At 48.9% G+C, this 22,819-nt stretch carries 21 protein-coding genes; 9 read left to right on the top strand and 12 right to left on the bottom strand.

Features of this window, described 5'->3' with window-relative positions; genetic code table 11:
* Positions 1-8: 8 nt before the first annotated feature.
* Positions 9-1,007, bottom strand: a complete 999-nt coding sequence (locus tag OEV79_01045; GenBank protein ID MDH4210025.1) for a zinc-dependent alcohol dehydrogenase family protein — start codon at positions 1,005-1,007, stop codon at positions 9-11.
* 261 nt (positions 1,008-1,268) lie between these two features.
* On the opposite strand from OEV79_01045, the gene OEV79_01040 reads away from it, so the two are divergent.
* The 4 genes from OEV79_01040 to OEV79_01025 are packed head-to-tail and all read left to right on the top strand — an operon-like array spanning position 1,269 to position 3,968.
* Complete coding sequence (locus tag OEV79_01040; protein ID MDH4210024.1) at positions 1,269-1,724, top strand: hypothetical protein; 456 nt, start codon at positions 1,269-1,271, stop codon at positions 1,722-1,724.
* A complete protein-coding gene (locus tag OEV79_01035) occupies positions 1,714-2,328 on the top strand; it encodes a hypothetical protein (GenBank protein MDH4210023.1) in 615 nt (204 codons plus the stop codon). The genes OEV79_01040 and OEV79_01035 overlap by 11 nt, the downstream gene beginning before the upstream one ends.
* The gene (locus OEV79_01030; GenBank protein ID MDH4210022.1) at positions 2,285-2,956 is read left to right on the top strand and encodes an endonuclease III domain-containing protein; all 672 of its coding nucleotides are present in this window, start codon (positions 2,285-2,287) and stop codon (positions 2,954-2,956) included. Before OEV79_01035 ends, OEV79_01030 begins: the two co-directional genes overlap by 44 nt.
* Positions 2,904-3,968, top strand: a complete 1,065-nt coding sequence (locus tag OEV79_01025; protein ID MDH4210021.1) for a putative glycoside hydrolase — start codon at positions 2,904-2,906, stop codon at positions 3,966-3,968. The genes OEV79_01030 and OEV79_01025 overlap by 53 nt, the downstream gene beginning before the upstream one ends.
* Here OEV79_01025 and OEV79_01020 read toward each other — a convergent pair.
* Positions 3,871-4,833, bottom strand: coding sequence for a PorV/PorQ family protein (locus tag OEV79_01020; GenBank protein MDH4210020.1), 963 nt, complete (start codon positions 4,831-4,833; stop codon positions 3,871-3,873). The genes OEV79_01025 and OEV79_01020 overlap by 98 nt on opposite strands.
* A 91-nt stretch (positions 4,834-4,924) precedes the next feature.
* A complete protein-coding gene (gene fbp, locus OEV79_01015) occupies positions 4,925-6,016 on the bottom strand; it encodes a fructose-1,6-bisphosphate aldolase/phosphatase (protein MDH4210019.1) in 1,092 nt (363 codons plus the stop codon).
* 223 nt (positions 6,017-6,239) lie between these two features.
* Between fbp and OEV79_01010 the strand changes: the two genes are divergently transcribed.
* Complete coding sequence (locus tag OEV79_01010) at positions 6,240-8,624, top strand: AAA family ATPase (protein ID MDH4210018.1); 2,385 nt, start codon at positions 6,240-6,242, stop codon at positions 8,622-8,624.
* Positions 8,625-8,656: 32 nt separating this feature from the next.
* Here the strand turns inward: OEV79_01010 and OEV79_01005 are convergent, their stop codons facing one another.
* From OEV79_01005 to metG, 9 genes are all read right to left on the bottom strand, one after another.
* Positions 8,657-8,914, bottom strand: a complete 258-nt coding sequence (locus OEV79_01005) for a winged helix-turn-helix domain-containing protein (GenBank protein ID MDH4210017.1) — start codon at positions 8,912-8,914, stop codon at positions 8,657-8,659.
* Positions 8,915-8,942: 28 nt separating this feature from the next.
* The gene (gene leuS / locus OEV79_01000) at positions 8,943-11,390 is read right to left on the bottom strand and encodes a leucine--tRNA ligase (protein MDH4210016.1); all 2,448 of its coding nucleotides are present in this window, start codon (positions 11,388-11,390) and stop codon (positions 8,943-8,945) included.
* Positions 11,391-11,414: 24 nt separating this feature from the next.
* Positions 11,415-12,128 carry a zinc finger Ran-binding domain-containing protein gene (locus OEV79_00995; protein ID MDH4210015.1) on the bottom strand — a complete coding sequence of 238 codons (714 nt, stop codon included), beginning with the start codon at positions 12,126-12,128 and terminating at the stop codon, positions 11,415-11,417.
* Positions 12,118-13,062: a hypothetical protein gene (locus OEV79_00990; protein MDH4210014.1), complete on the bottom strand. Its 945-nt coding sequence runs from the start codon at positions 13,060-13,062 to the stop codon at positions 12,118-12,120. The genes OEV79_00995 and OEV79_00990 overlap by 11 nt, the downstream gene beginning before the upstream one ends.
* Before the next feature lie 96 nt (positions 13,063-13,158).
* Positions 13,159-14,307 (bottom strand): AmmeMemoRadiSam system radical SAM enzyme, encoded by a 1,149-nt coding sequence (gene amrS / locus OEV79_00985; protein MDH4210013.1) that lies wholly within the window; start codon positions 14,305-14,307, stop codon positions 13,159-13,161.
* 58 nt (positions 14,308-14,365) lie between these two features.
* Positions 14,366-15,430: a DUF362 domain-containing protein gene (locus OEV79_00980; GenBank protein ID MDH4210012.1), complete on the bottom strand. Its 1,065-nt coding sequence runs from the start codon at positions 15,428-15,430 to the stop codon at positions 14,366-14,368.
* Complete coding sequence (gene rsmA / locus OEV79_00975) at positions 15,427-16,179, bottom strand: 16S rRNA (adenine(1518)-N(6)/adenine(1519)-N(6))-dimethyltransferase RsmA (GenBank protein MDH4210011.1); 753 nt, start codon at positions 16,177-16,179, stop codon at positions 15,427-15,429. The genes OEV79_00980 and rsmA overlap by 4 nt, the downstream gene beginning before the upstream one ends.
* Before the next feature lie 6 nt (positions 16,180-16,185).
* The gene (locus tag OEV79_00970; GenBank protein ID MDH4210010.1) at positions 16,186-16,941 is read right to left on the bottom strand and encodes a TatD family hydrolase; all 756 of its coding nucleotides are present in this window, start codon (positions 16,939-16,941) and stop codon (positions 16,186-16,188) included.
* Between the two features lie 46 nt (positions 16,942-16,987).
* Entirely contained in the window at positions 16,988-18,958 is a 1,971-nt protein-coding gene (gene metG, locus OEV79_00965) for a methionine--tRNA ligase (GenBank protein MDH4210009.1), read from the bottom strand.
* A gap of 78 nt (positions 18,959-19,036) precedes the next feature.
* On the opposite strand from metG, the gene OEV79_00960 reads away from it, so the two are divergent.
* Genes OEV79_00960 through OEV79_00945 form a run of 4 tightly spaced genes read left to right on the top strand, consistent with a single transcriptional unit; the run spans position 19,037 to position 22,799 of the window.
* Positions 19,037-20,149: a fibronectin type III domain-containing protein gene (locus tag OEV79_00960; GenBank protein MDH4210008.1), complete on the top strand. Its 1,113-nt coding sequence runs from the start codon at positions 19,037-19,039 to the stop codon at positions 20,147-20,149.
* A 60-nt stretch (positions 20,150-20,209) separates the two neighbouring features.
* The gene (locus OEV79_00955) at positions 20,210-21,304 is read left to right on the top strand and encodes a fibronectin type III domain-containing protein (GenBank protein ID MDH4210007.1); all 1,095 of its coding nucleotides are present in this window, start codon (positions 20,210-20,212) and stop codon (positions 21,302-21,304) included.
* Positions 21,301-21,924, top strand: a complete 624-nt coding sequence (locus OEV79_00950; protein ID MDH4210006.1) for a hypothetical protein — start codon at positions 21,301-21,303, stop codon at positions 21,922-21,924. Before OEV79_00955 ends, OEV79_00950 begins: the two co-directional genes overlap by 4 nt.
* Complete coding sequence (locus OEV79_00945) at positions 21,921-22,799, top strand: hypothetical protein (protein ID MDH4210005.1); 879 nt, start codon at positions 21,921-21,923, stop codon at positions 22,797-22,799. Before OEV79_00950 ends, OEV79_00945 begins: the two co-directional genes overlap by 4 nt.
* The last annotated feature ends 20 nt before the right edge of the window (positions 22,800-22,819 follow it).

Genomic DNA, 22,819 nt, shown 5'->3' with positions numbered 1-22,819 from the left:
CGCGACGTCTAAGTAATTTTCAGAACGGTCGATCCTGAAACACTTGAATTTTTTATCGCCAGGAGGGCCGTGTTAGCATCCTCCAATCTAAAAACATTGACCTGCGTCTCGATCTTGAACTCGGAAGCAGCATCGAGGAATGCTAACACATTATCCCGTGTCGTGTGGGCAATCGACGTCAGACATTTCTCTGGATATATCAGTGAATAATCGAAACCGGGCAGTGGCGTTGTGTAGATGCCCGCAGAAACTATCCTGCCACCCCTGTCCAATCTCTTCAGCGATTCAACCAGTAATTCGCCGCTTGGTGCAAAAACGATGCCAGCATCCAGCAGAACACCCATTTCATCCTCGACATGTCCGACCCAACTGGCGCCTAATTCCTTTGCCAGGGTCAACTCCTTGTCGGTTCTCGATACTACGTAGACTTCAAGCCCGCGATGCACTGCAATCTGAATAACGATGTGTGCCGATGATCCGAAGCCAAAAAGCCCTAATTTTCCATGATCCTTCAGTCCAGTAGCGCGGAGTGCCTGGTAGCCTATGACACCGGCGCACAACAGGGGTGCAGCCTCAAGGTCGTCATAGTTCTTTGGAAGTAGATATAAAAAGTCCTCCCCTGCTATCGTGTACTCAGCAAAACCGCCGTCCGCGTCATAACCCGTAAAAGCTGCATTCTCACACAAATTTTCCTTTCCGTTCAGACAGTATTTACACTTACCGCATGTTTTGTACAACCAGGGAACACCGACCCTCTCACCGCCTTGCCACCGCCTCACACCCCTGCCTAATCCTTCGACTATACCGACGATCTGGTGCCCGGGAACCAGTGGCAGCTTGTGCGCCGGCAGTTCTCCTTCAACGATATGTAAGTCAGTACGGCAAACGCCGCATACGCTGACCTTGATGCGCACTTCATGAGGGCCGGGTTCAGGTAGGGGAATCTCTTTCAGCTGCAGTGGAACACGCTCGAGCAGATCCTGTTTTTCAAGAACGATCGCCTTCACATAAATATTATAGTTAATTATCATCAACCGTCAATCAATGGCACTGCCCGGCAGTGGGGTCAGGTCTTGACTATTGACAATAGAAGCCCAATATCTACCATCCTCATCGGATTTCCTGAATATAGCACCTTTGCTATACCCCCGCTACACTCAGATTTTGTCAATAGTCAAGACCTGACCCCATAACACGCGTTCGTCAACAACAGGCACCCTTCGGACAAAACAGTCTTGACAGTGATAATATATCATGTATGATAAATCATGATTCTGTATATGCTTTTTGCTTTTTCAATAGGAATCGAAGGTGGCTATGACCTCCCTGCCGTAGGTTTCAAAGACATAAACACCGGTTCGGTTTTCTCGCTGACCGCAGGCCGGAAGGTCGGAATTGTTGACGCGGCACTCTCGCTGCAGGCCTCGTTTTACAGCGGAGATAATCCGGGTTACTCAATGAGCACCCTGGGATTCCGTCTGGGCTTTTATAAAAAGAACTGGCCGTTGAGTCCGGTTTTCTCCATCGGCAGCGACTATGTTATTCGCAATCTGGACGAAGCCAGCGAAAATGGTTTTGCGGCCGCTTACGCAATCGGATTGCTGTTCAACTTCAAAGTCGAAAGACTTCACGTCTACCCAAAAATATCTTACGAAGGGCTCACCGACATGAAAAAACATGCAGGTTTCATCAGTCTGCGATTAGGGATCTCATATGAAATATAAAATCGCATTGCTCGTCTTCCTAATTATCTGCTGTGGCGATAATCACATAGTAGAAAGAGCGGCCAGTGATTATTTCCCGCTCCAGGAAGATTCATGGTGGTTGTACGGCAACGGATCCGACAGCGTCTTCGTTGAGGTCGAACCTGCCGATACAATTCTACAGATCGAATGCTTCCCCGTAAGCTACAACGGCGCCGCAAGATATTTGGCTAAATCTGACGAGTCGGTATCACAATATGTTTTGAAAATATACAACCACGCCGGTACTGACTACACCGTCTTGGAAGATTTCATAATCAGAATTGAACTACCGTTCATCGAAGGCAATGACTACCATCACGTACTTCGTGATTCAATTTATGTCGCTGATCAATTGATCACCGCGCAATATGAGATCATTGGTTCGGTCGTTGATTTCGCACACGAATCCGCATACGGCGATGTATATCAAGTAGAAATCACGACGATCGCGTCTATGGTAACTGACGACACGTCAATCACCGACACAAGCGGCGTCATAGAGTACTATGCGCCCGAAATAGGAATGATCCGATTCCGTGATGCCACAAGCGAATACGAACTTATCGAATACAGCATTCCTTAAGATCTACAAAACGCTATACAAAACATTCGGCCCACAACACTGGTGGCCGGGGGAAACGCCGTTCGAGATAATCGTCGGCGCGATACTCACCCAGAATACGAACTGGCACAATGCAAGCAGGGCAATAGAAAACATAAAGATGGCAGGCCTCCTCGATCCAAAGAAACTGCTTAAGGAACGTCGCAGAATCCCTTGTCTAATAAAGACTTCGGGTTTTTACCGCATGAAATCAAGATATCTACGTGCATTCCTTGAACACTATGTGTCCAACTATGATGGCAAGGTCGAAAGGATGGCGGAAAAGGATACGCATGCCATCAGGCGTGAATTATTGACCATCCAGGGAATCGGCCCCGAAACTGCCGACGTAATACTACTCTATGCGCTGGGCAAAAGGATTTTTGTCGTCGACGGCTATACGAAAAGGATATTCTCGCGGCACGGAATGGTCGAACCGGATGTATCGTACGGAGCGTTGCAGGATAAAATCGAGAATAATCTGCCAAAAAGTACCCGCCTATACAATGAGTTTCACGCCCTGCTTGTAAGAGTAGGAAAGGAATATTGCAGAAAAAATGAACCTCTGTGCACTACTTGTCCTCTTGGCGAATTGCTACCTCGCGCCTGATAGTATCATCCGAGGCATTTACATAAATCCCTATCAGGCGAATAAGAACGAATACTGGGAAGAAGTCTTCAGCATGGCGGACTCCGGTCTGATAAATGCAGTTGTCGTGGATTTCAAAAGCGACTACGGATTCCTCACCTATGGTTCCGAACTTGAATTAGCCGAGAAAATCAATGCGATAAAGACGCACTTTAACATAACCAGTCTCGTGGAAAACACCGCAAAACATAACCTGAAGCTGATCGCGCGAATCGTCTGTTTCCGCGATAATTACCTCGCCCGTCACAAGAAGCTCGGGATCAGAAACGACAGCGGCAAGATATGGGTCGACAAGAAAAATATGGCCTGGACAAATCCTTATCAGCAAGAGGTGCATGATTACCTGCTCGCTATCACAAAAGAGATCGTTGCGCATGGAGTGAAGGCTGTGGCGTTCGATTACGTACGCTTCCCAACTGATGGCGATGTTGCCCGCATAAGACTCACGAAAGTCAAGGGATCGCGGGTCGACGCAATCGCTGGGTTTCTGGAAAAAGCCAGGCAAGAAGTTGAGGCTGAAATCGGCATATGTGTCTTTGGGTTTTCAGTGTGGCACCCTCTCCGTACCGAAGGTCAGGACATTGAAAGACTCGATGAATTCGTCGATGTACTGTACCCCATGCTATACCCTTCTCACTTCGGCAGGGATTTCAAGAATGAAGAAACCGAGAACTGGCGTAACTACTGGATCTACTTCGACTCGGTGCGTGAAGCTTTCGAACGACTGTCCAGATCGGTCAGGGTCATCCCATTTGTACAGGGTTTTGAATACCGGGCAAAGAACTATGACGCAGGATATGTCTTCAGTCAGTTAAACGGAGTGCTGTCTGCACGCGGCGATGGATTTATTATCTGGAACGCCCGTTCTGATTATTCTATCTGCTGGCGCGCCCTCGAATGGGCACGTAATTCAACCCTAATGCGATACGCTCAGACGTGCCGAGATATCCGTATGAGAGCAAAAGCGCGCTGACATCCAGATAAATACCCGGGCTCACTACGATCTCGAGAGAAAATCCCGCCGAAAATCCAGAAAAAGTCCCCTCACCGTAGCCATACTGATAGCCGCCCATTATCGCGAACCCGGAGATCCTTCTCCCGCTCGATGAACCCAGGATCCTCGGATCATGGATGACTATTTCTCCACCCACTGAAAAGGTCGATTTGGAATCTGGAAAGTATGAATACTCGCAGCTCAATGCTAATTGGTTTGCGCTTATTGGTAGTTTTATGGCAACACCCTGCCGAAAGTTTACGGGTGGATACTCCCACATATCAATGAAGCGACGTCTTGTGCCTACATTCTTGAGAACGGTTCCCAGATATAGGTACTTCACAGGATTATAAATCAGCCCGGCGTCAAGGAGCAATCCGTATGAGCTGAAGCTGTATAACTGGCTCCGTACGACTTTGACCGCACCACCGACACTTATCACATTGTGCTTCCCGAATGAACGCCCGTAGCCGATGTTCAGGAGCATATCTGAATTGGTAAAATCACCCAAATTCTCACCGCGTTCCGAGTATTCAGTATCGCTTGCACCCAGATATGATATCCCGATACCCACGGTACCCACGACGTCAGCAGGTATTGCCGAGGTCAGGTTATAATAATTCAGGTAGGTCACGTGGTTCATGAACATGCCTGCCAAATGGTAGGTATTCACCATCCCCAGGCCGGCGGGATTCCAGAAAACCGCATTTTCGTCATCGCTCAAAGCAGAAAAGGCATTTCCCATGGCAACCGGCCTCACACCAACCCCTATTTTCATGAAGGTATAGCCGGTAGCGCTCGGATCAAATATCTGTGATATAAGCAGGAGCGTAATGTAAAACATGACCGAGCCTAAAAAGATTTCACACTCAATAATTCTTGCCGGATGACAGTGATGCTTCTAATCGATTTGCAGATTTATATCCGACGATGCTTTACTTGAACTTGCCCTTCAGTTTCTCGAGCACCTGAGGCAACGTAGTGTATTCCATATCCGATAATGGAAGACGCTGTGGTTCAAACGGCCCGTGCCGTCTTATGTAATTAGCGATCTCATTAGCCTCTTTCCTCGCGAGATCATAACTAATATCCGCAAACATATCCCGTGGCCCGATGAGCTTTCCATTACACAGCTGGAAACCAAGGGCGATCACACGCGGCGGACCGTCGAAACGCGTTGGGTGAGCATCTGCGACCGAGACGGGCATGAATGGTCCCCAATGCGAACCCCGCATCCAACCGGTCACCATATAGGACATCGAAAATGGCTCCAGCACCTCACCGACCGCCGGCAACCCGCTCTGACAACGTACAATCATCACCGGATCGTCCTTGCCGACATATCTTCCGGCCAGGAGATTCACTTTTTGGGTTGACGTCGCAGCTGCAATCTCACCGCTCTTCTTGTGTATTCCCTTGATAATGTAATGCTCAGAGGCGCCGATGAGAACCAGCAGATCATACATGTCCTCTGGACAATTGAGCGTGACCGTTTTGTTATCGAAAATATCGAGTACATCGAAACTGAAACCGTCGTGCATTGATGGGTCGATCACCAAGCCGATCGTGTTGAATGGATCGGCAAACATCTTGTAGAGCGGGAAATTCCACGAACCGGGCGATGTTTTGTCCGCGGCAAAGATGATCACGGGTTCGCTCTTTCTCTCTTCAATGGTCATCTCCGCCACGCCCGGGCCCATGCCTTTCACATTACCGGCGAACGCATCAGAGAGCAGGTCCTGACCCGCTCCGTAAAGCTTCAATTCCTTGGCGATTTCGGTACAATCACAGAAAATATCCCAGGCCAGTTTGTGAATGTCACCAGCATTATCACCGAGCCGGTGCGTGATTATCAAATCGAGGTCATCACCGCAATGCGTGACGTGAAAATCTACGATCATGCCTTTGCCCTTTGCCTTCTCGAGTGATTGCATGGCATTGGTCAGGATATTGGGATGCATACTGGAATGCCCCACATAACCGCCGATGTCAGCCTTAATTACACTAATTGTGATTTTTTCCATTATTTCCTCCTTTCGAACAGGACAGGGTAATTATAGTCAAAGATGCGTGGGTGTCAACAATAGAAAAAACGCCCGTAGAACTTTCGACATTTTGCCCCGAATGCCCCCTTGCAGTCAGTTGACACCGATTCCATTTTCAATATACTTGGCCAGAGTTGGAAAAACGTATTTAGCTATCTTATTCAACATTAATTGAACCGACCGTACGTCTATTGAAGGAGGATATATGGCCAAAGGTTTGGAGTTAAAACCAGCCCAACTGCGCTGGCAATGCGACGCAAAATTGCTCAAATTCAGGCACTTGAAAGAAGTCAGTTCCTGCGAATGGATCATCGGACAGCCAAGGGCGATCGATGCTATCAAGCTCGGACTCAACGTGAAATATCCGGGGTATAACATATTCATCACGGGACCCGTAGGAACCGGCCGCACCACCGCGATCACCAAGCTGCTGGATGATCTGAAAGTCAAGGGAGAACTCAAAGATTTGCTCTATGTCAATAATTTCAAAAACCCGGACATGCCGAAGCTCATCGAGCTGCCAGGCGGCATGGGTAAAAAATTCAAGCAGGCGCTTGAAAGACTCATCCGCGGCTTAAAGACAAACATCCCGGATGTATTCGACAGCGAAGAATACCAAAAGAGAAAACAAAAGATAATTGAGAAATACGGCAATAAACATCGCGCATTACTCAAGGAATTTGAGCAGGAAGTCGAAAAACAGGGTTTGAAGCTAACAACGATACAGATGGGGCCCTATGTGCGCCCGGCAATTGTACCGATGATCGAAGGCAAACCAACCAGCCTCGAGGAAACAGAAAAATTGATAAAGGATGGTAAGATATCCGAAGAAGAGTATAAGCAGATCATCGACAAGATCCGTACCCTGGAAGTCGACATGGCCAAGATCTACAGTCAGATAAAAGATATCCAGGAAGTTGCCAATGGTGAACTGGAGAAACTCAACGAGTGGATGGTCAAACCCGTCGTGGCTAATCTTGTCGACGATATCAAGAGAAAGTTCCCGGGTGACAAAATCGCTGATTATCTCGTTGATGTGCTTGACGCGATAATGTCCAACCTGGAAAGATTTCTCAAAAAAGATAACAAGGAAGACGAATTCAGGGAGTACAATGCAAATGTCATCGTCGATAATTCAGAGATCAAGGATGTACCGATCATCTTCGAAACGAATCCTAATTATAAGAATCTGTTTGGCACCATTGAACGACAGACGGTATTGCCCGGTGTCATGACTAGCGACTTTCTTAACATCAAAGCCGGCTCACTGCTCCGCGCCAATGGCGGCTATCTGATAGTCAACGCGTTTGACGCGTTGATCGAGCCCGGTGTCTGGCAGGCATTAAAGAGAACCCTGCGCAACGGTGTTATAGATATCCAGGTATTTGATCCCTTCTATATGTTCAACACCTCTGCGTTGAAACCCGAACCAATTACGATAGACGTGAAAGTCGTCATGATCGGCAGCCAAATGCTCTACTACCTGCTCCTGCACCAGGATGAAGATTTCAAAAAAATCTTTAAAGTGAAAGCCGATTTCGACGTCGTAATGGACAAGAATACAAGAAACATCAACGAGTATGCATCTTTTGTCAAATCGATATGCGATGGTGAATCACTGCTGCCATTCTCCAAAGAAGCAATCGCCGAGATCGTTGAATATAGCGTCCGCGTGGCGGGACGGAAAAACAAACTCAGCACAAGGTTCAATATCATCGCCGATACGATCAGAGAATCGGATTACTGGGCGCGGCAGGCCAACAAAAAAGACGTGCGCGGCGAAGACGTCGAGAAGGCAATTCACTGCTGGCGCAAGCGTATGAACATGTATGAGGACAAGCTCCAGGAGATGATCGACAACGACATCCTGATGATTGCCACTAAAGGCCAAGCAGTCGGACAGTTAAATGGCCTCTCGATATATCAATTGGGCAACTATACGTTCGGACGGCCCGTGCGTATCACAGCCAAGACATCGCTCGGAAAGGCAGGCATAATAAACATCGAGCGTGAAGCGAACCTGGGCGGCCGGACATACAACAAAGGTGTTCTGATACTGAGCGGTTTCTTGAGATCACGTTATGCACAAGACCAACCGATGGCGATAGATGCTACGCTTGGCTTCGAGCAATCATACAGTGAGGTTGATGGCGACTCAGCATCAAGCGCCGAAGTCTATGTAATACTCTCCGCGCTCGCCGACGTGCCACTCAAGCAGGCACTGGCAGTCACAGGGTCGGTCAATCAGAATGGTGAGGTTCAGGCGATTGGCGGAGTGAACGAGAAGATCGAAGGTTTTTATGAGGTGTGCAAAGCCAAAGGGCTGACGGGTAAACAAGGAGTAATCATTCCCCACGCGAATGTCGAGGACCTGATGTTAAAACAAGAGATCGTGGATGCCGTAACCTCAAAGAAATTCCACATCTACGCGGTGAAGACGATTGATGAAGGCATCGAACTCCTCACCGGGATAAAGGCCGGCAAAAGGTTGAAAACAGGTTTTGAGAAAAACAGCATCAACTTCCGCGTCGCACAGCGGCTCGTCGGATATGCCAACAAGATGAAGGTGTTTGCGACACCAGAGAAGTAAAAAAGAAGAGGGGGCATAAGCCCCCTCTTCTTCTATCTTAGTTTGTAGGTTGCAGGTTTTGTCTTCTTGAAGATCTTTGGATAACGGTTGATAATTATATAAACGGAACGCTCAGGATCTTTGCGGTGGAATCGATAACCGCGTTTCTTCAAGCGCTTGGTGATTTCACGATAATGCAAAGGTTTCCTGCTCTTCTTCAATATATCAATCGTTAGTTCCCTGATTGAAGGCTTCTTCTTCTTTTTCTTCATAACCTTCATCTTCTTCTTTCTCCTCTTAACCTTCTTCATTCTTCCTCCTTTTATAAAAAACACTACATCATGCCACAACTATATTGAATATCTTGCCCGGAACATAGATCGTTTTCTTGATGCTCTTTCCTTCGAGATGGCGCATCACGTGACCGTCCTCAAGAGCTTTATCTCTCAACTCTTCCTCAGATATCGTGCCGGCAACTTCGATATGAGAACGGACCCGGCCGTTTATCTGGATCACTATTGTTTTAGTTTTACTTTCCGCATATCGATCATCGGTTTCGAGCCATGCCTGCTCGACGAGGCTGCCCTCGCCACGGACCGATGACCATAACTCATCGGCCATATGAGGAACGAACGGTGATAGCATATGGATCATCGCATAAACTCCGTATCCGAAAACCTCATCACGCGCAGACGCACCGTAGAGCGCGTTCATTAGTTCCCAAAGTGCTGCGATCGCCGTATTGTACTTAAAAGACTCCAGATCACTCGTCACCTTCGCCAGCGTTTGATTGATCTTTATATAGAGGTCCTCGCTTTCCTTCGAAACGCGGGACGGCCGTTTATCCCTGATCATTTCTGCATTTTCGGCGGCCAAGCGATACATGCGCTGCATAAAACGCTCTGCACCGGTGACCCCCTCGTCGCTCCATTCCATTTCCCGCTCCGGGGGTGCGGCGAAGAGTATGGTGAGGCGGGCAACATCTGCACCGTGCTTGTTCACGAACTGACGCACGGGTATCGCGTTGCCCTTGGACTTGGACATGACCTCGCCATTCTTCAAAACCATCCCCAGATTGAACAGGTTGATCGCCGGCTCATCGATCGAGATATATCCCGCGTCATGGAGAACTTTTGTGAAAAACCGGAAATATATTAGATGGCCCGTAGCGTGTTCACTGCCACCTCCGATATATTGGTCAATAGGAAGCCAGCGGTCTGCTTTGTCTCTAGCACAAAATTGCCTGTCATTACTGGCATCCAGATATCGCAGGAAATACCACGAGGAACATACAAAGGTATCCATTGTGTCTGCATCGCGTGTTGCTTTCCCGCCGCATTTCGGGCAGTCCGTATTCATGAAACTCTCGACCGCTGCGAGCGGCGATCTTCCCTTAGGCACGAAATCCGCGATTTCTTTGGGCAACAAAACTGGCAGGTCATCCTCTGGTACCGGGACCATACCACACCTCTCACAATAGACAATTGGAATCGGCGCGCCCCAGTAACGCTGCCGTGAGATGAGCCAATCCTTTAAGCGGTAGTTCACGCTCTCTCCACCCGCATTCTTCTCAGCCAGGAAATCAGTGACCGCCTTCGCGCCTGCGGGCGTGTCGAGCCCTGAGAATTCTCCGGAGTTTACCATGATGCCCGGTTCCTCGTAAGCCTCCTCCATCGCTCCTGCGTCCAATTCAGAATCGGGCGGATTTATCACAACCCGGACCGGCAGATCGTACTTCCTCGCGAATTGAAAATCACGAGCGTCGTGAGCCGGGACGCCCATGACAACACCGCTGCCATATTCGGGAAGAACGTAGTCGGCAACGAATATCGGCACTTTCTCGCCGTTCACCGGGTTGATCGCGTAACATCCCGTAGCGACACCATCTTTTGTCTTTTCGATACGCTCGCGTTCGGTCCTTTTTGCCGCATCCTGCGTATAATGTCTCACCGTAGCCTCAAACCTCGTGCCCCTAACAAGTTCATCGACTGCCGGATGCTCGGGAGCGACCGACATGAACGTAACTCCATATATTGTATCTGGCCTGGTCGTAAACACCCTGAAACTGATGTCATGGCCCATGACACTGAAGACTATGTCACATCCCAGACTTTTTCCGATCCAATTACGCTGCATTGCCTTTACATTATCCGGCCAGGCATCCAGCAGCTCCAAGCCCTCCAGCAGTCTATCAGCATATTCCGTGATCTTGAAAAACCACTGGTTCAGCTTTCGTTTTTCAATGACTGCCCGACAGTTGGATCTGTAGCATATACCGTCTACGACCTGCTCATTGGCAAGCACTGTCTGACAGCCGGGGCACCAGTTGACATATGCCTCCTTCTTGTAGGCCAGTCCTCGCTTGTATAGTAGCAGGAACATCCATTGTGTCCATTTATAATAATCGGGCAGGCAGGTGATAATTTCGCGATCCCAATCATAGCTGATACCAAGCAATTTTAATGATTCATCGGAGGTGCGGATATTTTCTAAAGTCCATTTTTCTGGATGGACGCCGATCTTTATCGCCTGGTTCTCGGCCGGCAACCCAAAGGCATCCCATCCAAATGGATGCAAGACATCAAAACCCTTTCTCATAAGATAGCGGGCGTATACATCACCGATAACATAGTTCCTGCAATGCCCCATGTGTATGTCGCCGGATGGATAAGCGAACATCACCAGGTTATAGAACTTCTTCCTGGGATTCTCATTGGTTCGGAACAGACCCTTCTTGTTCCAGTAGTCCTGCCATTTTTTCTCTATTTTATAATGGTCAAGCTGCATTTCAAATTATGAGGATAACTCTATCTACGATGACCCAGATGCACCAAGTATCTCAGCGCCACATTTCTCGCAATACCATGAATCGGCGGTATTGATATGATTACACTTGGGACACGCCACGCCTTTTTCCTGCTCGACCTTCTGTCCTTGCTCCCCCTCCGCAGCGACGTCGGGTTTCAATGCTTCCTCTTCCGAAAGCAACTCTTCAAGAGCAACCTCTTCCTCGGGCAATTTTTCCTCTAAGATATGCTCATCGATCGTGAGTCCTGTTTCTTCTTTTGCCGGCTCCGTGCTCGGCTGCGGAGCCGCGGCTTGGGGCTCTTTACCCTCTATGAAAGAGCTATAGTATTGAATGCTATCTCGCGTTCGCTTCAGTTCTTCGTCGAATTGCTTCATTCGCGCATCGTCCTCTGCCTTTACCTTCTTGAATGCGCTTTCATCATACTCACCGATCGAATATCGCAGCTCCACTTCTTCCATCTTGAATTTCGTTTCCTTCATCCTCCTGGATATTTCTGACTCCTGTTCCTTGAGTCGCTGTATCTCCTCGGTCACTACGTCGATATGGCTGCCCAGCTGTTCATCAATGGCTTTCAACTTATCGGCATACTCTTTTCTCACTTTATCATATACCTCAGCGCTAACCGAAGATTTCTTATTCTCGATACGGTTCAGCTTGCTGAGAACGTCACTGCGTTGCGCCTGGAGTCTTTTCAAAAGAGACATCTTATCTTCCATATCTTACTCCATTCTTAAAAGCACCTGCATTTTGCAGGATAAAAAGCTCCATTGAAAGACGCTCAAAAATGGAGCTCGTCTTAACCTTCCTGTCGATCATAGCCAATTGCGCTACAACGTCTACAAGTGCTGTCCGGTTTGTGTGTGTTACACCATCCTTCCGGCGCGCCCGATTCACTATTCCCCTTGCCAGGGCGTCAACCAACATGGCACTCTTCGGTGAAGTCGTCTGCAGTTCCTCAAAAACCTGGAGAGCATCAGAACTGCCGTTCATGAACGAATTGACCATCTCGTACTTGGTCAGATCGCAGAGGCCTTTTGCCAAATCCTTCATTCCGTTGGAATCGATACTACCCGCCTCGTGAAGGTAATTCTTGATCTTATCTAATTCATGCTTGAGCCCCGTGACATCATTACCGAATTCGTTCTCAAGATATGTGACCATTACACCACCAAGTTTCAGATTGTCACGATTGATCGCCGATTGTATCCATTTTCTAACTTTGCCTTGCTCGGTCCCCAGGACCACATGCTCTGCATGCATAAATCGTCTCTCCAATTTTGTCAATGCTCGTTTTTTGGCGGTGGCATCTTTGTCAAGCCGATATATAAGCACCAAACAGTTGCTCGATTTACTACTGGAAACCGCCCTGTCAAAATCTTCCTGCTCGCCATCCGGTAAGTCATCGAGACCCTTAACCACAACCAACCTCCGGTCCGATCCGAACGGCATAAGAAACAATTTCGCCATGATATCGTCGAGTCCGGCATCAGGCAACGAGAAAGAATCCAAATCGAATGGCTCTTCAACCTTGATCTTCTCTTTGATAGAGGTGAGGGCACGTTCGAGCAGTATTGGTTCGTCTCCGATCAGCAGATACTGATTGTGGATTTCACCGCTAGCCAGCGATTCATTCAGTTGCCGTTCTGTCATACGTTTATTCTATACATATTCAATATTCTGTCAAGGGCAAATTAATTAGAGTGTAATATGTATAACTACATAATAGTAACAAACATCATACACTCGTCATGACGGCCATCGACCGGCAATCTCCGTTTCACAGAATCTACAGCGCCCAGCATCCAGCTCATATGAATTCACGTGGTATCCGGTGCGTCCGATTATCCGCTTACCACACTCGGGACAATTGGTGTTCTCCTCCGAGACACCTGGAACGTTTCCTATATACACGTAATCCAGACCGCTTGCACGTGCGATCTCGGCGGCTTTTCTCAGGGTTTCAACTGGTGTCGGTGGCAGATTCTGCAGTTTGTACTGCGGGTAGAAACGGGAAAAATGAACGGGTGTCTCACTGCCCAATTCAGTACTCACCCACTGACACAAATCCGTGATCATAGCATCGGAATCGTTCTTCGTCGGTATAATGAGATTGGTAATCTCAAGCCACACATTATTCTTCTTCAATATCTTCAAAGATTCGAGAACCGGAGCCAGAGTCCCTCCGGTGATCTCCCGGTAGAAAGAATCGCTGAATCCCTTGAGATCAACGTTCGCGCCGTCCAGGTGCTGCGCAAGTTCGCTGAGCGCTTCCTTACTTATATAGCCGTTGGAATGATATATGCTCAGCACGCCCTTGCGGCGTGCGATCCTCGCCGTTTGGAGCATATACTCGTAGAATACTGTTGGTTCTGTGTACGTATAGGCAATGGTAGGTGTTTCATACTTGAGCGCCAATTCGGCAACGTCCTCCGGTGTAAGCTTCACATTCACCGTGTCATCAGGACGCGCCTGTGAAATGTCATGGTTCTGGCAATTTCTGCATGTGAAATTGCATCCTGCGGTCGCGATCGACAAAGCTGCGGTTCCAGGGAAGAAATGAAATAGAGGTTTTTTCTCGATTGGATCAATGTGCACTGCACACGGGTTCGAATGCACCAGAGTGTAGTATTCTCCTTCACGGTTCTCCCGAACCCGGCAAAAACCACGCTGGCCGCTGCCTACTATACATGAGCGTGGACAGAGCGTGCATTGAACCCGGCTATCCGGCAAGCGTGAGTAGTACTTGGCTTTTTTCGCCTCAACATACCCGAGTTTGGCTTCCTGTGCCTGGCCAAACCTCGTCAATTTTGATATGACCAATCCGCTCATCGTCAGCAGACCACATTTCTTCAGGAAGTTACGCCGACTCATTATTTTTTCGAAGAAGAGCTCCATGGCTAATCAATTATACATGAGCTTCAGACGGTGTCAATGTGACATCAGTACTCGTACACTAATCACGGCCCAGCAATCTGGATTTGTTTCTTATCGCCCTGGTGGGGCAGACCTCGACGCAGCAGTAGCATTTTATGCATTTATTATAATCTATATGCTGCCCCTTAATCGCCCGTGGCGGACAGACGTTCTCACACGATAGGCATTTCGTGCACGCCGCGGGATCGATGACAGGGATGCGCCCCAGCCATATCCTGTACAATATGCGGGCGACAAACTCCACCACTGCGCTGCGAAAAGGGAATACAAGAGGCAAGCTGAAACCGTTGATCCTTCGAAGTTCACCAACATACGTTATCATTTCTGGATCGAAGAGACCCGCATCGCGTGCAATTCTGATCGTCGGCACTCGCAGCGGGTCTACACCAGCCATCAGGGCACATGCAAAATCGACTGCATGACCGCTATCACCCGCGACCAACATGCCTGGCCGATGTCTCCTCCCCTTGGCATCAACAACATCAAGACAATCAACGATGATGATATCGGGTACCCTTGTTTCGTATATCTCAACCAGAACTTTGCTGAAATCTTCGATACCAGGGAACAGTGAGTGCACGTATGGCTTGAGGCCACCGGGGATTATCCCGAAGTGGTTTTTGACTGCCATGGTCATTGTGACCAACTCGTGGCTCTTATACTTAGGCAATGAAACCAGCAGATCACAATCGAACACTTCTCTCGAAACATAGAATTCTTTGAGCAGATTCTTCGGTCTTTTCACTTTCCTTGTGTATCTACCGATGTTCCTGAACGTACCCCTCGATGCTTCGGTGAAACCACAGTAGTCGGCGACATCGCTAACATTCGGGAACCTGGTATCAGGCATTGGATTGTCGCCCACCATCACCTCTGCACCCGCCGCCATCAGAAACGACACGGTTTCTTCAACAAGACGCGGATTTGTCACTACGCACTCATCAGGGTACGCCGCCCTCAGCATATTGGGTTTGACGAGCACGTTCTTCGTCTTCAAGTCGTTCCATCCCAGACATTCGAATATCTCACTGACCGATGTCTGAAGATCATCGTTCTGTTTTATTATTACCGTATGTTTTTTCACCGCTTTTCCAAAATCAACTGGTATATCCGGTAAAAATCAATGATACTCAGTTCCTGTGGCCGCTTGGCAAGAAGATCGTGGTCCGCTCCATCGGGTAACCATCGCAGATGCTTCAGGATGGCATTTTTCAATGATTTACGCCGGTAGCGGAATACACCGGCGACAAATTCAAAAAACTCCCCTTCGTTGATCTCGTCGAATATACCTTTCTTGGGTTGAAGTGCAACAACGACGGAGCTCACCTTGGGGCTGGGTGTAAAGTACCTCGCGGGAACGGAAAATAGCCTGCGAATCTCAAAGTGATAGTTTGCGCAAATTGACAAGTGGCCGTACCCCCGATGGCCCAGCGCTGCGACTATCTTTGACCCGTACTCTTTCTGGACGGTCAACAGAGCTTTCTTCACAAAATTCTTACTCCCGATCAATTTTTCGATGATCAGAGAACTAATGCCGTACGGAATATTGCCGACGACGACAGCGTGACCAAAATCACGAAGATTGACCTTCAGGAAATCGAGGTGTAAAACATCTACGCGTGGTATTCTCGAATCCTCCAGAAATCTTGCCAGACGACCGTCGATCTCCACTGCAATCACCTTCTTGGCGAGGATTGCCAGCTGCCTGGTCAGGATACCCTTACCCGGACCGATCTCAACGACCAACTCGTCCTTGACCTCGGCGGCGCGGGCGATCCTTTCAGCAACCCTTGTGCTGTTAAGAAAATGTTGCCCCAGCATCTCTCTTCTCACACGGATTTAATCATCGAAGGCGAATAGCAACCGGGCGTTTCTATCCAGAATCGTTTCGAGCTTCTCTGGCAACATATTCAGAATATCGGCGGCAACTCGAAACGTTTCAAGAATAAAGCCCGGCTCATTTCGTTTTCCCCGGTGCCCTGCCGGCGAGAGAAACGGCGCATCGGTCTCGAGGAGCAGACGATCTATTGGCAACTGCTTGATTACTTCACGGGCCCGCCGTGAGAAAGTCAACACTCCGGCAAAACTTACATAAAAACCAATATCAATAATCCTTTTAGCCTGCTCGTAACTTCCACTGTAGCAATGGAATACTCCATGATGATAATCCTCGAGTTTGAGTATCGCAATTGCATCCTCGACTGAATTTCTGGTGTGGATCAAGATGGGCAAGTGCCTTTCTTTTGCCAGAGCAATATGCAGACGGAATAACTCCTTTTGTGCCTCCCGCGGTGAGAAATCACGATAGTAGTCCAACCCCGTCTCGCCGATCGCTACAACATCATCATTTACGAGCAGGTCTCTGATCCTGCCCATCTCCTTTATCGACTGGTCAGCCGCTTCATTGGGATGGATCCCCACGGCCGGCAGAAGCCACGGGTAATGGCGCGCCATCAGAACCGCCTGCCCGCTTGTCTCCGTGTCGTATCCGGCGTTGACGATCTTGCTAACACCAGCCTCCCGGGCCCTCTTCAGAACCGCATCAAGGTCTTTCATGAACTGGGGATCTATAAGGTGACAATGTGTATCTACCATTTAATATACCGGGACGATATCATTTATTGAGACTCGATGTACGTGCTCAGCGTATCTGGGTACCTGGAGTTACTGCTTTATCAGTTGTAATGATGACAACACCTTTCTCATCCACCGATGCCAAAAGCATCCCTTCGGAAAGAACACCATGTATCTTTGCCGGCTCCAGATTGTCAACAATGACAATGATCTTGCCCAAAAGATCTTGGGGATCGTAGTCCTTCCCGATTCCGGCAACGATCTGCTTCTTCTCATCACCGACCTCGACCTGGCATTTGATCAGATTCTTGCTGCCTTCAACACGTTCTGCAGTTAAAACCTTGGCGCTCTTCAGCGAGATTTTCGAAAAATAATCCAGATCGATCATTCCCTTTCTCAACTTGTCAGTCTGCAATCTGATAACATCATCACCGATCTTATCGAAGAGGATAGAGGTCTCCCCGACCGATGGCGCATATTGTGCTCGGGCAATGTCATCCCAGCTACCCGGCGAAAGTTGTATCATATCCTTTATGCGTTGTGACGTGTAAGGCATGAATGGATCGATTAAAGAAGAAAGAGCGGTTACGATTCTCATGCACACGTTGATCGTCCTTGCGCACGCTGCCGGGTCTTTTTTCCGCGTTGACCAGGGCTCCTCATGGTCGAAATAGCGGTTACCCTCCTGGGCTATTTTCATGACTTCTTGAAGCCCGTTCTTGAATTCAAAATGCTCGACCCTGGCCCCGATCTTTTCCGGTGCCTGTTTGAGCAAATCGAATATTCGATTATCACTTTCACCAAAAGAAGACGCCTCTGGTACCGAAGAACCGTAGTACTTCTTTATGAAAGTAAGGGTGCGATTGACAAAATTACCAAGTATGTCGGCCAATTCATTGTTATGCCATACCTGAAAATCCCGCCATGTGAAATCGGTATCGCGTGCCTCCGGTGCATTACGGGTCAAAGCATAACGCAGTGAATCAGCTTTGAATTCCTTCAAAAAATCTGGCAGCCATATTGCATAGTCCTTTGATGTCGAGAATTTTCCCCCTTCCAAGTTGAGGAACTGATTCGCCGGTATGTCCGACGGCAGAACATAGTCACCGTATGCCATGAGCATGGCGGGCCATATCAAAGCATGGAACACAATGTTATCCTTGCCAATAAAGTGTACGAGACTCGTGTTCTGATCAAGCCAGTAGTCTTTCCAGAGATCTGGCTTACCCTGTTTCTGAGACATTTCGATCGTCGATGAGATATAGCCGATCGGAGCATCAAACCAAACGTAGAGCACCTTATTCTTTGCTTCCTCCAGCGGTACCGGAACACCCCACGCCAGGTCCCTCGTGATCGGCCGGTCCTGCAGACCCTCGCGTAACCACCCCTGGACAAATGTCAAAACGGTCTCTTTCCAGTCTTTCTTGCCCGCGATCCAATCGCTCAGTTTATCCTGAAACTCGGACAGCTTGAAATACCAGTGTCTGGTCTGGGTCTTTTGCGGCGCATTACCGCATATCTGGCAGCGCGGTTCGATCAATTCAAATGGTTCAAGCCAGTGACCGCACGCCTCGCACTGATCGCCGCGCGCCCCTTCGTTGCCGCATTTCGGGCACTTCCCAACGACGTATCGATCCGGCAAGAACCTCTTACAATGGACACAATAGAATTGCTCAATATTCCGGGGGTATATGAAACCCTTCTCATATATCCTGGAAAAGAAGTCCTGTGCCAGCCGGTGATGCACGGGAAGCGACGTCCGCGAGAAATTGTCGAACGTCATCCCGAAATCCTTGAAGGATTCGCTGATCGATTTGTAGTATCGATCAACGATCTCGCGGGGGGTCTTACCCTGCTTCTCGGCGCTTATGGTAACCGGCACACCATGTTCGTCAGTGCCGCAAATATAAATGACATCGCGCCGCTTCAATCGCTGGTAACGAACGTAGATATCAGCGGGCAAATAAGCGCCTGCCAGGTGGCCGAGATGAATATCACCATTGGCATACGGCAAAGCACTGGTTACCAGAATTCTCATAGGCGTATTATAAACGGCTGGGCGTTAAAGTCAACTGGTTCATAATTGACACAATATGCGCTTTCGGTACAATAGTATGTGGTATTTCTGATCATCGTCTTGTTCCACTCCACCTACGTCTCCACGTCCGCCGCACCACCGAGTGGCATCAGGGCGGCAGATAAACCTAATGATGCGGGTTCGGCCATAAAAGTCAGCTGGACCCTTCCATCACTCGATTCACTGGTAGAGAATTATGTCGTAATGAGAAAGGCGGCATCGGATACGTCATATCAACGAATCGGTTCCACTATAAAGGGTGTGTCAACATTTGAAGATGACGAAGCAAAAGATGGTACCACTTACACCTACCTCGTAGTCTCCGTGATCGACGGAATACAATACCCTTCAGGGCCGAGCAACGCTGTGACTTCGGCACCCCAGTTGTTCCACACCGGCAGGATCAATGTCCTCGCCGCACTGATCATTTTTACGCTATTACTCGCGTACTTCGTGTACAAAGCACGCTCCGGCAAGAATCTCTACATCCGGCAGATCGCCGGGCTGGCAGCCGTTGAAGAAGCTATTGGCCGGGCTACAGAAATGGGCAGGGCGATACTGTACGTACCAGGTCTCGGAGATATCGACTGGACCGCGACTATTGCCTCGATGAACATTCTTGGTGAGGTGGCGAAAAAGATCGCCTTATATGACACAAAGCTCATCGTACCGAACACCTGGTCTATCGTATATACCGTCTCAAAGGAGGTTGTCAAAGAATCCTTTGTGAGCGAGGGTAGACCAGAAAAGTTCAAGGAAGATTATGTGCGCTATGTGACCGAGGCTCAGTTTGGTTTTGCTGCTGCGGTCAACGGCATAATGACTCGTGAAAAACCCGCAACCAACTTCTTCGTGGGTAAATTCTGGGCTGAATCATTGATCATGGCAGAAACCGGCGCGCAAACAGGCGCCTTTCAGATTGCCGGCACCGATTCGGTGCTGCAGCTACCATTCTTTGTGACCGCATGCGATTACACGCTGATGGGCGAAGAACTGTACGCCGCAAGCGCATATCTGTCGCGCGAACCGATCCTGCTCGGATCACTCAAGGCACAGGATTACGGAAAGCTTATCGCACTCGTGATACTCGCAGGGTTTACGATCCTGGCTTTTTTGGGAATCAACCTGCTCCCGCTGCTCAGGATACACTGACCGCGTATGATCCGCTGGCGCGCCAGGTTGACATAACTGCTTTTTCGTGTATAATACGCTGTGACATTTATGCTGATTCTACTCAGCCTATCTCCCCCAAATGATGTCATAGCCCATGACAGACCCAACGACGCGGGTTCCACGATTTCTCTTAGCTGGGCTCTTTCGGTTGACGATTCTCTGATCGATGGCTACATCATATTAAAAAGAGAACGATCTGCCATAGAAACAGAATATGAGAAAATTGGTTCAACGGTGCGCGGCGTCGGTACTTTCGAGGACGAGAATGCACAGGATGGTGTACCATATGAGTACGTTGTTGCCGCGGTCATGGACGATGAAGTATTCCACTCTGCTCCGAGCAACCCGGTTGTTTCGTCACCACAAGTGTTTCACAAGGGTCGGATAAATGTGCTCGTTGCTATTGGAGTTTTCACGGCGATGGTTGCCTATTTTGTCACCAAAGCACGCTCGGGTAAAGGCCTTTTCATCCGCAAAATTGCCGGGCTTGCGGCGGTAGACGAGGCAGTTGGCCGGGCCACCGAGATGGGCAGACCGATACTCTATGTGCCCGGTCTTGGTGACATTGACTGGACTGCTACTATCGCTTCAATGAATATCCTTGGCGAAGTCGCGAAAAAGGTCGCCCGCTACGACACGGCGCTGATCGTTCCCAACAGATGGTCGGTAACCTATACAGTCTCAAAAGAGGTAGTCAAAGAAGCCTTTATTTCTGAAGGTAGTCCGGAAAAATTCAAAGACGAGTACGTACGCTACGTTACCGAGGCCCAATTTGGCTTTGCTGCCGCAATCACCGGCATCATGATGCGCGACAAACCAGCCACGAATTTCTTTATCGGTCGATTCTGGGCCGAATCGTTGATCATGGCGGAAACAGGTTCACAAACCGGTGCATTTCAGATCGCGGGCACCGACTCGGTATTGCAGCTGCCATTTTTTGTTACGGCATGTGACTACACGCTCATTGGTGAAGAACTATATGCTGCCAGCGCATATCTGTCCAGGGAACCACTGCTGCTGGGATCTTTGAAAGCACAAGATTACGGAAAACTCATCGTCCTGGTGATCTTATTGAGTTTCACTGTGATTTCCTTCTTTAGCATCAATTTACTTCCGGTATTGAGGGTACAATGAAACGTAAAATTCCGCTCGCGATCTGTTTTGTCATGGGGATCTCCATGATCGTCCAATTTTTCATCCCGCATCCAACATCACTAGAATTCAGCAGTGTGATCTATAAATGGATCATAGTCTTAATGGCTTTTGCCCTGGTCCTCGCCATCGGCAATCTCATTCGCCACCACGGGAATAAGATCAGGAGGAAAAAAGAAGACTGGCAATACAGTATCGTGACCCTGGTCGGCATGGTTACCATGGCGGTCATTGGTCTTGCCTGGGGAATAGACCCTGACTCACTGTACCAGAGGATTTATCTCAATATCATGGCTCCTCTGGGCGGAACGATGTTCGCTCTTCTGGCGTACTACATGGCATCAGCCGCGTACCGGTCCTTTCGCGCCAGAAGCCTTGAAGCAACGTTACTGCTGGTATCGGCATTCATCGTAATGATCGGTTTCATGCCCTTTGGACAGTATATTCATCCGAGATTCCCTGCATTTGCCGAGTGGATAATGAAGGTGCCTAACATGGCCTCACAGCGAGGTATCCTCCTCGGCGTTGCGTTCGGTTCGATCGCTACGGCGCTGAAGATAATCCTGGGGATCGAACGCTCATGGCTTGGAGGAAAAGAATGAAGTGGTACGACCGGATCACGACGATCGACCGGCGCATCATTTATCTACTCCTGACCGTGCTTGTGATACTGCCATTTTTCGTCAAGGTCACTATTCCTCAGAAGGTCATGCCTCAAACCCAGAGATTATTTGATTTTATTGAATCGGTCCCACCGAGAGAAAAGGCAGTGATGATTTCATTTGACTATTCACCGCAGACCCAGCCCGAATGCCATCCAATGGCAAAAGCGATACTCAAGCACTGCTTTGCCCGCGATATTCCAGTCGTTGGACTCTCATTCGACCCGGAAGCGCCCGGTCTTGCGGTCGATGCCCTGGTTTCGGTCGCACATGAAATAGATAGCTTGGCTCAGCGGAAAGAAGACTCGCTCACCTACGGCGTTGACTACGTATACCTTGGCTGGAAATCCGGAAGGATCGCGGCACAACTGGATATGGGCGAGGCGATATCGGGTGTCTTTCCGCGGGATTATTTTGGCAATCTCATTGACTCGCTGCCGCTCATGCAAATCGTGAAGAACTACAAGAACGTTGCCATTGTTGTCATTCTTGCTTCGGCTGACTATCCGATCGACTGGATACGCTACCCTCAGACGCGATACGGGGTTAAGGTCGGCGCCGGTCTTACCGCGGTCATGGCGCCGCAGTACTATCCATTCGTGCAAACCGGCCAGGTCTCCGGATTGATGTCGGGTATGAAGGGGGCTGCGGAGTACGAAAAGCTGGTGCTCGAACATGGTTATGCGCGCACTCTTGGAAACGCCGAGACCGGCATGAATTCCCAGTCGATGATCCACATTCTGATAATGGTCTTCATAATTCTCGGTAACGTTGGTTATTTCTTCTCACGCCGCCAGAAAGCGACACGTAAATGACAGTCAATTCTTTTCATCAC

The organism is candidate division WOR-3 bacterium, assembly GCA_029858255.1.
In the GTDB taxonomy this organism is placed as follows: Bacteria; Hydrothermota; Tepidihabitantia; order SM23-42; family SM23-42; genus SM23-42.
This window is presented reverse-complemented; position numbering and strand designations above follow the sequence as displayed.